The 13654-nt window shown below is 40.6% G+C and carries 8 protein-coding genes, 3 tRNA genes and 1 other RNA gene; 6 read left to right on the top strand and 6 right to left on the bottom strand.

Features of this window, described 5'->3' with window-relative positions; genetic code table 11:
- The first annotated feature begins 180 nt into the window (after positions 1-180).
- Positions 181-5502 carry a hypothetical protein gene (locus ACTB00_RS08225; protein ID WP_463299431.1) on the top strand — a complete coding sequence of 1774 codons (5322 nt, stop codon included), beginning with the start codon at positions 181-183 and terminating at the stop codon, positions 5500-5502.
- Positions 5503-5537: 35 nt separating this feature from the next.
- On the opposite strand, the gene trxA is transcribed toward ACTB00_RS08225, so the two are convergent.
- The 5 genes from trxA to ffs form a co-directional block, all read right to left on the bottom strand.
- Entirely contained in the window at positions 5538-5858 is a 321-nt protein-coding gene (gene trxA / locus ACTB00_RS08220) for a thioredoxin (protein ID WP_463299430.1), read from the bottom strand.
- A 310-nt stretch (positions 5859-6168) separates the two neighbouring features.
- Positions 6169-6241, bottom strand: a tRNA-Gly gene (locus tag ACTB00_RS08215).
- A gap of 66 nt (positions 6242-6307) precedes the next feature.
- Positions 6308-6390 (bottom strand) — tRNA-Tyr (locus tag ACTB00_RS08210).
- A gap of 27 nt (positions 6391-6417) precedes the next feature.
- Positions 6418-6491: transfer RNA gene (locus tag ACTB00_RS08205), tRNA-Thr, on the bottom strand.
- Positions 6492-6493: 2 nt separating this feature from the next.
- Positions 6494-6593: signal recognition particle sRNA small type (gene ffs / locus ACTB00_RS08200), an RNA gene on the bottom strand.
- A 200-nt stretch (positions 6594-6793) separates the two neighbouring features.
- On the opposite strand from ffs, the gene ACTB00_RS08195 reads away from it, so the two are divergent.
- The 4 genes from ACTB00_RS08195 to ACTB00_RS08180 all read left to right on the top strand — a co-directional run bounded on the left by ACTB00_RS08195 (position 6794) and on the right by ACTB00_RS08180 (position 11280).
- Positions 6794-7345, top strand: a complete 552-nt coding sequence (locus ACTB00_RS08195; RefSeq protein ID WP_463299429.1) for a DUF4199 domain-containing protein — start codon at positions 6794-6796, stop codon at positions 7343-7345.
- A gap of 14 nt (positions 7346-7359) precedes the next feature.
- Positions 7360-8313 (top strand): glycosyltransferase family 2 protein, encoded by a 954-nt coding sequence (locus tag ACTB00_RS08190; protein WP_463299428.1) that lies wholly within the window; start codon positions 7360-7362, stop codon positions 8311-8313.
- Between the two features lie 87 nt (positions 8314-8400).
- Entirely contained in the window at positions 8401-9738 is a 1338-nt protein-coding gene (locus ACTB00_RS08185) for an MFS transporter (RefSeq protein WP_463299427.1), read from the top strand.
- A 60-nt stretch (positions 9739-9798) separates the two neighbouring features.
- On the top strand, positions 9799-11280 hold the full coding sequence (locus ACTB00_RS08180; protein ID WP_463299426.1) for a 3-keto-alpha-glucoside-1,2-lyase-like domain-containing protein: 1482 nt from the start codon (positions 9799-9801) through the stop codon (positions 11278-11280).
- 2 nt (positions 11281-11282) lie between these two features.
- Here the strand turns inward: ACTB00_RS08180 and ACTB00_RS08175 are convergent, their stop codons facing one another.
- Positions 11283-11999: a cytidylate kinase-like family protein gene (locus tag ACTB00_RS08175; protein ID WP_463299425.1), complete on the bottom strand. Its 717-nt coding sequence runs from the start codon at positions 11997-11999 to the stop codon at positions 11283-11285.
- A gap of 178 nt (positions 12000-12177) precedes the next feature.
- Between ACTB00_RS08175 and ACTB00_RS08170 the strand changes: the two genes are divergently transcribed.
- Positions 12178-13575, top strand: coding sequence for an aminopeptidase P family protein (locus ACTB00_RS08170; protein WP_463299424.1), 1398 nt, complete (start codon positions 12178-12180; stop codon positions 13573-13575).
- Positions 13576-13654 lie beyond the last annotated feature (79 nt).

The following is a 13654-nucleotide window of genomic DNA, read 5'->3' as shown; positions in this document are numbered from 1 at the left end:
TAACGGAATAAAAGATAAAATTGTGAAATTTGGGGTAACATTTAGGCCTCTTTGGGGGATATATACTAATATTGGAGGATTATTTCCAGATTTGTTACAAAAGTCACATCTTTGAAAGGGCTGAATTAACGTTAAGAAATAGGTGGTGTGACTCAGGAATTAAAAACTATGCGGATCAAATTGAATAAATTTTTCATTTATACTTTTTTACTATTGTCAACAGTTGTGCTTTCGCAGGAGGTATTTGCAAAATCAGACGACTTTTTTGTTGTTACCGGCCGTTTAAGTACTGATGATGGCAATAATGACGATATTCAGGTTCGGATAACTAAAAATGGTATTGAGCAACAGCTTTTTACCCCACCTAAGAGCGGTCGTTTTCGATTTGAATTTGAATACAATAACCAATTTGATGTGACCTTTTCTAAGGATGGCTATTATAAAAAGACGATTGTTGTTTCAACGCATGTTCCGCAAGAGGTTTTAGATGAAAACAGCGATTTTCCTCCTTTTCAGATTGAGGTTTCGCTGGTAAAGGAAATTCCTGGTGTCGATAAAAGTTTTACTAATAAGGCGGCCGGGCGGGTGTTTTACAATGCCAATATCGATAATTTTGATTCTGAAGTGTTTTTCTCCGATATTCAGTTGGAAGAGCAAGCTGAAACGGCTCGTTCGCAAGAACAAGAGCTTACCGAAGAGCAACGTGCTGCACTTGCTCAACGTGAAGCTGATTATAAACAATCGATAGCAGAAGCTGATGCTTTAATGCAAGCTCGAAAATATGAGGAGTCGCTTGCAAAATATCAGAATGCTAAAGGCTTATTTCCTGAACGGCCATATCCACGTGATCGGATTGCCGAGCTACAGGATTTAGTAAATGCGCTGAAAATCGCCGAACAACGCCGCCGCGAGGCTGACAAAGAATATTATGCCAAAATAGAGCAGGCTGACAATTTGATGGCACAGGAAGCTTATGAGCGTGCTAAGGCGGCCTACGATGAAGCTTTGATCCTGAAGCCGGAAGACTCCTATTCGCTCGGGCAAATAGCGAAAGCGAATGAGATGATCAAGCAACGCGAAATTGATTTGCAGTACAATCAGGCTATTTCCGATGCTGAAAACTTTTTTAGTACGGGCGAGTTTGATCGGGCAAAAGAATCTTACCAACAAGCTCTTCTGCTCAAGCCAGAAGAATCAGCTTACATCAATGCCCAAATACAAAAGGTCGACAATGAAGTTTTACGCTTGGCCGAATTAGCACGAAAAGAGCAGCAGTACAATAGCTATATGGACGACGGAGAGAAGGCTTTGCGTCGCGAAAGATATAACGAAGCTTTGGTTGCTTTCCGTCAGGCATTAAATAATAAACCAGACGATTCACTGGCAGCAGGGCGTATCGGAGAGGTTGAGAATATAATACTTCAAATTGAGACCAAAGAACGCTATGACGAACAAATAGTGAATGCTGATCAGGCTTTACGCGACGAAAATTTAGCGCTAGCGAAATCGCTTTATACCGAAGCTTTGTCTCTTATTCCTGATCAGGATTATCCCAAAGAAAAAATTAGTGAGATCGACCAGCAGTTAGCCTTACAGGAACAGTTTAAGCAGCTTGTCAATCAGGGCGACCAGCTTTTAGCTGCAAAAAATTACGAGCAAGCCAAGCAGGTTTTCGAACAGGCGCTGCAGATCCAGGAAGATTCATCGGTCAGGGAAAGACTAGGGGAGGTTGAAAGCCAGCTTGCCCGTATCGCTCTGGATAATGAGTATGCTGATTTGCTAAAACGTGCTGATGCGTCCAAAACAAACGAAGAATATGAACTTGCCAAAACGCTTTATACCGAAGCCCTGGCATTAAAAGATGAAGCGTATCCGACTCAGCAAATTGAGCAAATTAACGACGAGTTGGCTCGTATTGATGCTGAAAGGCAATTGGAACAGCAGTTTGAAGAAACCCTGGCTAATGCGGAATCTGCTTTTGCAAGAGAAGATTATCTTTCAGCTTTGGAAGCTTTTAAAGCAGCTTTAGCCTTGAAAACCAATAACCAGTTGGTTAAGGATCGCATTAGTCAAACAGAAGAAATGATCCTTCAGGTGCAGAAGAAACAGCAGTATGATGATGTAATGGCCGAGGCTGCACAAGCTTTTGACAGAAATGAGTTGGAGCAAGCAAAAGCTTTGTATCAACAGGCATTGGAGATTCTTCCCAATGAGACGCTACCTCAGACTCAACTATCGATAATTGATCAGCGAATAAAAGAAGAGCAAGAAAGATTGGCTGCACTTGAGCGGGAAAGACAGCGAAATTATGAAACAGCCGTTCAAAGAGGGGATAGTTTGTTGAACCTTGACGACTATGAGCCAGCCAAAGCAGCTTATCAAAGTGCATTGTCAATCAAACCTGAAGAGAGCTATCCGAAAGAAAAAATTGCAGCGATTGAAGGCCTGATTGCCCAGTTGGAACGGTTAACTGCGGCATATAATAAGGCCATTGAAGAGGCGAATAGATTGGCAGAACGGGAAAATTACGAGTCAGCGAAAGAGAAATACCAAGAAGCACAACAGTACCTTCCAAATGAAGAATATCCGAAACGTCAGATTGCGCAAATTGATGAAATTTTGGAACAAATTGCCGCGGATAAAAAAAGGGAAGCCGATTTTCAGGCCGCAGTTCAGGCCGCAGATTCTCTGTTCGTTCTCGAAGAATATGAGGCATCCAAAGCAAAATTTCAAGCTGCCTTAACAATTAAAGCCGGAGAAACTTATCCGAAGCAAAAGATAACTGAAATAGATCAAATTTTAGCAGAATTGGAGCGACAACGGATCGCGGCAGAGGTTACTCGCAAGGCATACGAAGAAGCTGTTCAGCGAGCTGATCAAAAACTGGCACAGAAAGAATATTCAGCCGCTAGGTTCGACTATGAAGAAGCCCTGAGTTTATTACCTGACGAAACTTATCCGAAAGAGCAGATTGCTGAGATCGCCAGGCTCGTGGCTCAGGAAAAAGAGCAGGCATACCAGAAGGCGATTGCCTCAGGCGACCAGCTATTTCAAAATGAAACATACAGTGAATCAAAAAGCGCTTACAACGATGCACTGAAAGTTAAGCCTGAAGATCCGTATGCTTTAGCTCAAATTGAAAAGATTACAACTCGATTGGAGCAACTGGCTCAAGATCGGTTGCAGCGCCTGAAGATGGAAAAGGAGTATAACGAAAAGCTTAAAGATGCTGAGTTGTTGTTTAATAATTCCCAGTTTGTTGAGGCCAAAGGAAAGTATGAACAAGCAAGTACGATTAAGCCCGACGAAGAATATCCGGTAGCTCAAATCGCAAAAATTGACAGCTTACTTGCCGATCTTCAAAAACGAAAAGAAATTGATCAGGAATATACCCAGTTGGTTCGTCAGGCACAAAATGCTTTTAATAGCGACCTACTTCAAAATGCCTTGTCATTATATGAAGAAGCGGCTTCACTTAAGCCGGAAGAAGTATTGCCGAAAAAACGAATTCCCGAAATTAAAACGATTATTGCTCAGCGTGAGGAATTAGCGCGTTTGAATGCCGAGGAAGAAGCACAACGTCAGGCTATTTTGAAAGCCCAACAAGAAAAGTACGATGCCGCGCTGGCCAATGCTCAAACTGCATTTGACGATCAGGAGTATATAGAGGCCAGGGGTTTTTATGTTGAAGCACTTAATGTTTTTGCCGACGAACAATTTCCGAAAGACCGAATTGAACAGATTGACCTTTTGATTGAGCAACAAAAACAGGCACAATTAGAACAGGAACAACAAGCAATTCAAGATTCTTTAAAAAGGGTGCAAGAACTTGCTTATGAGCGTGCCTTTGCTGATGCCGAGCGATTGGAGGAAGAGGAACAATTTGAATCCGCAGTAAGTAGTTTTGGTAAAGCAAAAGAGATTCTACCTTCTAAAGCACCAATTGTTAATGCCCGGATTGATCAAGTGCAGGAAAAAATGCGACAAAAGCAGGCGTTGGAAGCAAATTATGCTGCGGCCATAAAAGAAGCTGATAAGCTGTTCAATCAGGAAGAATGGAATGATGCCCAGGTGAGGTATGAAGAAGCATTGACCTATAAGCCGGAGGAGGCTTATCCGAAAGAGCGTATACAGTTTATTAACGATAAGTTGGGCGATATTGAAAACCGTTATGCTGAAGCAATTCGGGAAGCCGACCAATTATTTGGTTCAGAAAGTTGGGTTGAAGCCAAAACAAAGTACAACAGAGCGTTGGCTTTAAAACCGCAAGAGCAATATCCGATTGATCAAATTAAAGAGATTGACTTTCGATTAGCGCAAATTCAATTGGCTGAACAAGAGGCTAACCAAAAAGATCAGGCTTATCTGAACGCAATTGCTAAAGCGGAAGAAGCATTTGTGGACGATCAGCTGACCATGGCAATAGCAGGTTTTGAGAATGCCAAAACCATTAAGCCGGAAGAAACCTATCCTGATAAACGAATTGATGAAATTAATGCGCTGTTAGCAAAAAGAGCTCAACAAGCTGAAACGGCAAAGCAACTTCAGGAAATTGATCAACGCTACCAAAATGCGATTGATATAGCCGACAGGGAGTTTAGATCGACAAACTATGAGGAGGCGAAAGTTAATTACCAAGGTGCACTGGATATTAAACCAAACGAGAAATACCCGACAGAACAGCTTGTCTTAATTGAGAAACTGCTTGCCGAACGGGAGGCTTTAGCGGCGATTCCTCAAGTGCAGCCCGAAGAGAAATCCGTTGTTGAAAGAGTTCCGGTTGTGTCGTCAAGTCCCAGTGATCAATATGATTCATTTATTTCATCGGCTGACGAGAGTTATAATCAAGATGATTATAAAATAGCCCAATATTTTTATCAGAAAGCATTGACCGAGCGACCAGATGAATCCTACCCGAAGGAACGATTGTCTGAAATTTCAGACAAAATCAATCAGTCGATGAATAAAAATGAGTTGGCAGATTACGATAGTGCCATTAAAAAAGCAGATGAAGCGTTTGCCGGAAAACAATATAATATTGCTAAGTTTTATTATTACAAGGCACTGGGCGTAAAATCATGGGAACAATATCCAAAAGATCAGATTCAAGAGATTCAGCGCTTGACCAATTCGTTGCTATCGCAAATAGAAGAAAAGAAATACCAAGACCTGATCGCCAAGGCGGATGAAGCATTTATCATGAAGCATTATGCCGTTTCCAGGGGCTACTATAACCAGTCACTTTCGGTTAAACCAGAGGAGCAATATCCTAAAATTCGTTTAAATGAGATTTCAGATTTGGTAAAACAGGAGTTAGCGAATGCCGATAATGAAGAATATCAGCAGTTGATTGCTGATGGAGATCAGGCAATGACATCCGGTAATTATAGCGTAGCTCGTTTTTATTATCAAAAGGCATTAGGTTTAAAACCCAACGAGAATTATCCGAAAGACCAACTTAACGCGATTAAAGAAAATTTAAGTAGCAGTGATGCGAATTAAAAGGGATAGGTGTGGTAAGAAAAAACGCAATGTAATTATGATGATGCAACGCGCTTATTAACGTGTTGCTCGAGAATTGAGGTTAACTCAGATTGACTAATCATTCCGTCGCTGACCCATTTCACATTTCCTTTCTTAAACAGGATAATCGTTGGGATTTGCTTAACCCGGTAATCTGAAGCGATAAAAGGATTTTGATCTACATTTACCTTGATAATTCGAATGCTTTCTTTGAAGTTGTTTTTCACCTTTTTTAAAATAGGGGGGATTTGCTTGCAAGGTTCGCACCAATCAGCGTGAAAGTTAACTAAAACCGGACGATCAGATTCAATTATTCGTTTAAAATGCTTACTCATTACTTGTTCCTCATTTCCTTAAACTCATTTTAATATCTTTTCCCATTTCAAACTTCTCATTTTTTAGAAGTCAGTTTATTATACACGCTTTAGCAAGTCTTTTTACAAGCTTGGTGAAACAACTTGTGAAAAAGCAGCTCTTTTGATAAAGATTAAGTTTGGTGATTTTTGGATTGACTAAATGTCGATTTATTTAGTGTAACAGTAGCCGAATTGTTTGGTTGTGAAACATCGATAGAAAAAAAAGATGCCCGATAGATTCTCTCAAAAATGAAAAGAGGTTGCCAACTAAATGACAACCTCTTCAATGAGCGGGAGACGAGATTCAAACTCGCGACCCTTAGCTTGGAAGGCTAATGCTCTATCAGCTGAGCTACTCCCGCAATTCGTTTTGAGTACACCGTTTTTGAGTTGTGAAACTCTGAAGCAATAAACTTAAAACTATTTTGTGGGGAGAGCAGGATTCGAACCTACGAAGACATAAGTCAGCAGAGTTACAGTCTGCCCCAGTTGGCCGCTTTGGTATCTCCCCATCAATATTTTCAAGAACTTTTTATTGAGCCGAATCTCAGATTCGAACTGAGGACCCCGAGATTACAAATCACGTGCTCTGGCCAACTGAGCTAATTCGGCAAAGTGGGTAAGCTACCTGTGTCGCACCGCTACAACCGCCTACCCTTGCTGCCTTCCGACCCTGGGGGGATTCAGCAGGAGCTGGTCGCACAGGACTTACCCGGCGACAAAAGTAGAAAAAAATGTATTTCCCACAAACGAAATCGACACTCTGAAGGATTTTTTTTTACTCGGTTTTTCTAACCAATTATCGATCAGGTGCATTCTTCAAAAAAAAATGTACAAACAAAACTACATCATTGTCATCTGTACTTCTGAAAAATCCAATATATTTGTCAATCACTAATCGAGTAGCTTTTATTATGGAACAAAAATCAACTTTCTGGAAGTCGGCAATGACCTATGGTATTTACCTCTCTGCTGCACTCATCTTGTACAGTGTCGTGTTATACGTTATGGGACAATCCACTAATGGAACATTGGCTCTTATTTCCTATGTTATTATGGGTGGAGGTATTTATTGGTGTCAGTTAAATTACCGGGATAAAGAGTTAGATGGTTACATCAATTACAACAAAGCCTTGGGGTTTGGAGTGGCGATTATGCTTTTTGCTGGTATTTTGAATTCTGTTTTTTCTTTGGTTTTGATGAAACTTGATCCAGGTATTTTGGAGCAAGCGCGTATTACTCAGGAAGAGGCCATGCTGCAGCAAGGGATGTCAGATGAACAGATTGAGATGGCCGGCGAAATAATGTCTAAGTTTCAAAATCCGGCGATCATGATGATCTCAGGCTTGCTTGGTTTCGCACTCATTGGATTTATTATATCTTTGATCACTTCAATTTTTATTAAGAAAAATGAAGACGAAAACGCTTTTGATGAAGCGATGGAAGATGTAAAATCTGAAGACTAATTGACAAGCAAACCATGAATATTTCTGTTGTAATCCCATTATTTAACGAAGAGGAGTCTTTGCCTGAATTGGCAGGTTGGATAAAAAAAGTAATGGATTCAAACCAATTTACTTACGAGATTATTTTGGTTGATGATGGAAGTACTGATCGTTCCTGGCAGGTAATCGAAGAGTTAAACGCTGCAAATCCCCACGTCAAAGGGATCAAGTTTCAACGGAATTATGGGAAGTCTGCGGCTTTGTATTCTGGCTTTGAATCAACAAAAGGCGATGTGGTGATTACCATGGATGCTGACCTGCAAGACAGCCCGGAGGAAATCCCGGAAATGTACCGTATGATTACCGAGGATAAGTTTGATCTGGTTTCGGGTTGGAAAAAGAAACGATATGATCCGATTCTGTCAAAAAATATACCCAGTAAATTTTATAATTGGATTGCCCGAAGAGCAACAGGGATTAAAATTCACGATTTCAATTGTGGATTGAAAGCTTATCGCAGACAGGTAATCAAATCGATTGAAGTGTACGGAGAAATGCACCGTTATATCCCAATACTAGCTAAGTGGGCTGGATTTAAGAAGATTGGTGAAAAAGTTGTGCAGCATCAGGAACGCAAATATGGAGTGACGAAATTTGGTGTTGAACGTTTTATCCGCGGACCACTCGATTTGCTTTCTGTTATTTTTATTTCACGGTTCAGTAAAAAGCCTATGCATTTGTTCGGTGTATTGGGAACCTTGGTTTTTTTAATCGGTTTTATTGCGACGTTGGTTGTAGGTGTGAATAAATTAATAGCCTTGTCACACCATGTTCCTGCACCAAAAGTAACCGATACGCCTTACTTTTTTCTGGCATTAACCGCTATGATTATTGGAACCCAACTTTTTCTGGCCGGTTTTATTGGTGAATTAGTTTCCCGAAATTCGGCTGAGCGAAACAAGTACCTTGTTGAAAAAGTCTTGGATTGATTGCCCACCTGTTTAAGAAATTGTGAATAGTGTTCGCATTAATTTTATTTCACGAGCGACCAGCCATATTACCAATAGCTTTGCAGCATGAATAAAATGCGGCATAACAATTTCCCTTTTGACCCTGCAAAATCGCCGGTGTTTTATGGATGGTTCATTATACTGTGGGGAACGCTGGGGGTTATCATGAGTATTCCCGGCCAAACGATGGGCGTCTCTACGTTTACCGACCATTTGATTGACGCTTTAAACCTTAGCCGAAACCAGTTAAGTACGGCTTATCTTTTAGGTACAATCAGCAGTTCGTTCATGCTAACAAAGGCTGGGAAATGGTACGATAAAATAGGAGCTCGGTGGCTCGGCGGCATTATTACAATTACTTTAGGATGCGTGTTGATCTATTTGAGCCAGGTCGATCGGATTGCATATAGCCTGGGGCGCATTTTTCAGATTGGAGATCTCCAGTTCTACCTAAGTTTTTTCATCATTATGCTTGGGTTCTTTTTATTACGATTTTCCGGTCAGGGAGTTTTAACCATGCTTTCCAGAAATATGATGATGAAATGGTTTGACCGAAAGCGTGGTTTGGTCAATGGCATCAGCAGTGTCTTTGTTTCGGTAGGGTTTGCCATTTCTCCGTTGGTGTTCGATTATTTTATTGAAACCTACAGTTGGCGGTGGGCATGGATTTTTTTAGCATTAATTGCAGGTTTTGGGTTTAGTTTGGTTGTGCTTGTCTTTTTTAGGGATAATCCTGAAGATTGTGGTTTGGAACCGGATGGTGAAAGTGTTGAGCAAGCTGAACGGCGAAGCAAGATAAAGCATAAAGCAGTTAAGCAATTTACCTTGAAGGAAGCACAGCGTTCATTTCCTTTTTGGGTTTTAGTTATCGCACTCTCCATGCAAGCTTTGTACATCACCGGTTTTACTTTCAATATCGTATCCATATTCGAATCGGCCTCAATGGACAAAACGATTGCTTTAGCCGTTTTTGTGCCGACTTCGGTTATTTCTGTTTTTATTTCACTAGCGGGCGGATGGTTAAGCGATCATATTAAGATGAAATATTTGTTGTTGGTCTTTTTAGTTGGTCAGATGATTTCAATGGTTAGCCTGGCTCTGCTATCTTCTGGCGTTCCATATGTATTTCTGATTATTGGAAATGGTATTGTTGGAGGACTTTTTAGTGTCTTGAGCTCTGTGGTTTGGCCTCGGTTTTATGGTCGTCAACATTTGGGTGCAATTAGTGGATTTGCCATGAGTGCGCTTGTTTTTTTTAGCGCTCTTGGACCATTAATGTTCAGTTTTTCCTTTACTCGCTTGGGCGCGTATTCATGGGCTGCATATATCTGTTTGTTCATTGTCGTGGTCAACTTTTTTGCAGCATTGAAAGCCGATAATCCACAGGAAAAACTCTCCGCTTAAATATCAGGGTTAAGTTAGGAGTTTGTATCTTTGACCGAACAACCAACAAAACCTAATTTAATGAATAATTATTCCCGATTATTTGTCGTGCTTTTTCTGTCTATCCTTTTTAATTCATGTCAAACCGAAAACAAAAGCGATTGGATTACCTTATTCAACGAACAAAATCTGGATGGGTGGATCGCCCATGAAAATCCGGAGTCTTTTAAGGTTGTCGATCGTGAATTGGTATGCCATGGGAAACGCTCTCATCTTTACTATCGCGGAGGTGAAAATCATGGAATTTTTAAAAATTTCGAACTTAAATTGAAAGTGAAAACACAACCTCATTCTAATTCAGGCGTATTTTTTCATACAAAAGAACAAGAAAAAAGTTGGCCGCTAAAGGGGTATGAAGTTCAAGTGAACAATAGCTATATTGGTTCGGAACAAAGCCCGGAACTACGGAAAACAGGCAGCTTGTACAACTTTAGAAATGTGTACTACCAATCAGCCAAGGACAATGAGTGGTTTGATCTAAGAATTAAGGTGGTTGAAAATCATGTTGAAATATTCGTGGATGGGCAGCAAGTCGTCAATTATATTCAGCCCGACAATCCGTACCGCGTAAAAAATGACAGCTATAAAGTAATTGATCGTGGACAAATTGCATTGCAGGCACATGATCCGAATAGTACCGTATCTTTTAAAAATATTAGACTGAAAGAACTTCCTGATGGTGAGAAGCTAAAACCCTCGGTTAATAAGGAGTGGGATACTCAGGTGACTAAGCTTCAAATGGCAAATTTTCCGCTTGTCGATTTTCACGTGCACTTAAAAGGGGGATTAACGGTGGAGCAGGCTGTTGAAAACTCGATGAAACTGGGAATCAATTATGGAATAGCTCCAAACTGTGGGTTGAAGTTCCCGGTTACCGATGATGAATCGTTGTACGCTTACATGGACACAGTGAAAGGGAAACCGATATTCAGAGGAATGCAGGCTGAAGGTCGTGAGTGGGTTACCTTATTTTCGGCTGAAGCGATTGCCGAGTTTGATTATGTGTTTACCGATGCGATGACGTGGACAGATAAAAAGGGCAGGCGAATGAGATTGTGGATTCCTGAGGAGGTTTTTATTGATGATGAGCAAGATTTTATGGAGCAACTAGTTCGTAAAATTGAGGCCATTGTTTCGAAGGAACCCATTGATATTTATGTCAATCCTACTTATCTGCCTGAAAAAATAGCGGCCAAATATGATGAGCTTTGGACCGACGAGCGCATTGACCGAATCGTGAAAGTACTTGTTGAAAACAATGTTGCTCTTGAAATAAACAGCCGACTAAAATTACCTTCAGAAAAGATATTACAAAAAGCCAAAGATGCCGGGGTGAAGTTTTCATTCGGAACCAATAATGTTACTCCTAATTTTGGAAGGTTGGACTATAGTCTTGAAATGATAGAGAAATTGGGTTTGACTTACAAAGATATGTTTTTGCCAAAACCAGATGGGTCTAAACCTGTTCAGACTAAGGGCTTGCCAGCTGAAATTACCGGTTGAAATTATTGGGGTGTCAATGGTGTATTTCCCATCATTCCTTTAAGCTCGACTGATCTTTTAATCAGCTCAACAACGTTGCTTGGAGTAAAAGCCGATACATTGATGGTTAAATCGTAATTTTCTACAGGGTGATTTTTGTTCAGGTAATGTTTTCGATAAGTTTGTCGTTTCATTTCTGTTTCAGCTATCTGTTTATTTGCTTCATCGCGTGAGATCGCTCTTTTTGCAGCTATTTTATCAACTCTCCATTTCAAAGGTGCCTCCAGCCGAATATGCAACGACTGTTCAATGTCGCGTGTAATAAACTCGCCACCCCGTCCAAGAATAATGCAGCATCCATCAACCGCAAAGCTTTTAATTACCTCTTTTACAGTTTTCAGGATAACGCGATTGCTTTTGTACATTTTTGTATTGAAAGCTTCCAGAACTTCATCGAAGGTATTGTGTTCTTTTGTGGTAAATAAGCGGTCGACTTTATTCGGAGAAAGCTCCAATTCCTGTGCGCTTTTTTGAAGAATTTCTTTGCTGATTACCTGCCATTCTTTGCAAAGGCCGAAGTCATCCATAGACTCGGCAAGCATTTGCGCGATGTACAGGCCACCACAGCCAGCCTGCCTCGAAATTGTAATTACCGGTCCAGCATTGGGCGTGAGTTTGGCTTTTGGGTTTGATGTATCTCCAAAGCGCTTATTCATGTAATTAAGTAGCGAATTTTCCATTATTGATCAATTTTACCGATTATTTTCTTTTACGTTCTGGGTTTACTTTCAGTTATATGTTTATCGATATTAATTAATTCAGTTGCTTTTTTGTACTTTATGCGTTTAAGGTGTAAAATATCATGAGAACAGACTGTTTAAGTTTATATCTTCACATTTCAACCAAAAACTTGTAATCATGTTTAATCGCGAGGTCTATATAGAAAGAAGGAAGAAGCTGAAAACAAAGGTAAAAGATGGAATTGTCTTGTTGTTGGGAAATAACGAAGCTTCCATGAATTATCCGGACAACACCTATCATTTTCGTCAGGATAGTAATTTTATATATTTCTTCGGCTTAGATTTTCCGGGATTAGTAGGTTTAATCGATGTGGAATCGGGAGAAGAAATGCTGTTTGGAGATGATTTTACAATGGACGATATTATTTGGATGGGGCCGCAGGATAGCATGCAAGAGAAAGCTGTGCACGTAGGTGTAAAAAAGGCCATGCCTTTTAAGAAGCTATTCGATAGTGTTCAGGAAGCTATTTCCAGAGGACGAAAAATTCATTTTACACCGCCCTACCGGGGCGATAATAAATTATTATTGCACGAATTAACCGGAGTTTCAATTGGTCATTTACAAAAAAAGGCATCATTGGAACTGATTAAAGCGATTGTTGATTTACGCTCGGTAAAAGATGAGCTTGAAATTGAAGAGCTTAAAAACGCTGCCGCTGGCGGTTACGAGATGCATGTGGCTGCAATGAAAATGGCACACCCCGGGGTGTGGGAACAGAATATAGCCGGAGTTATTGAGGGAATCTCATTGTCGAATGGAAATCCTCCTTCTTTTCCGATTATTCTATCACAAAACGGGCAAACCCTGCACAATCACGTTCATTCCAATATACTGGACGAAGGCAGACTTTTGTTGGTTGATGCCGGATCGCAAACCGGTAATTACTATGCTTCTGACTTTACAAGAACGTCTCCTGTTGGCGGTAAGTTTAGCCAAAAACAACGCGAAATTTATGAGCTTGTTTTAGCGGCAAATAATCGCGCAACTGGGTTGTCAAAACCGGGTGTCAGTTATTTGTCAATTCATCTTGAGGTGGCCAAAGTGATTGCTAATGGACTAAAACAGCTTGGAATAATGAAAGGAGATGTTGATGAGGCCGTTCAGGCGGGAGCTCATGCTTTGTTTATGCCACACGGGCTTGGTCACATGATGGGACTTGACGTACATGATATGGAGGATCTCGGACAAATTCATGTTGGTTACGACGATGAAATCAGACCGGTGAATCAATTTGGAACTTCGGCTTTGCGCCTTGGGCGTCGACTACAGGAAGGATTTGTGATCACCAATGAGCCGGGTATTTATTTTATTCCAGCCTTAATCGAAAAATGGAAATCAGAAAAAGTAAATGCTGATTTCATCAATTTCCAGCGACTAGAGGAATATGCCAGTTTTGGAGGCATTCGGTTGGAAGACGATTTATTGATTACCAACGATGGGGCCGAGTTGATTGGAGATCGCATTCCAATCAATCCGGAGGAGGTTGAAAAGATCGTTTGTGAAGGAGCTAAATGATGTAATACTGTACATAAGTCTCTAGTTTATAATGATTCCATTTTTTTTTGAAGAAGCCCACAAATCATTGCAATTTTAG

It is taken from the genome of Sunxiuqinia sp., from assembly GCF_055140945.1.
This window is presented reverse-complemented; position numbering and strand designations above follow the sequence as displayed.

Excerpts from the sequence above, each read along its gene's own strand:
- trxA (WP_463299430.1), bottom strand. The coding sequence starts at position 5,858 with ATGAGTAAGCATTTTAAACGAATAATTGAATCTGATCGTCCGGTTTTA.
- ACTB00_RS08195 (WP_463299429.1), top strand. The coding sequence starts at position 6,794 with ATGGAACAAAAATCAACTTTCTGGAAGTCGGCAATGACCTATGGTATT.
- ACTB00_RS08190 (WP_463299428.1), top strand. The coding sequence starts at position 7,360 with ATGAATATTTCTGTTGTAATCCCATTATTTAACGAAGAGGAGTCTTTG.
- ACTB00_RS08185 (WP_463299427.1), top strand. The coding sequence starts at position 8,401 with ATGAATAAAATGCGGCATAACAATTTCCCTTTTGACCCTGCAAAATCG.
- ACTB00_RS08180 (WP_463299426.1), top strand. The coding sequence starts at position 9,799 with ATGAATAATTATTCCCGATTATTTGTCGTGCTTTTTCTGTCTATCCTT.
- ACTB00_RS08175 (WP_463299425.1), bottom strand. The coding sequence starts at position 11,999 with ATGGAAAATTCGCTACTTAATTACATGAATAAGCGCTTTGGAGATACA.
- ACTB00_RS08170 (WP_463299424.1), top strand. The coding sequence starts at position 12,178 with ATGTTTAATCGCGAGGTCTATATAGAAAGAAGGAAGAAGCTGAAAACA.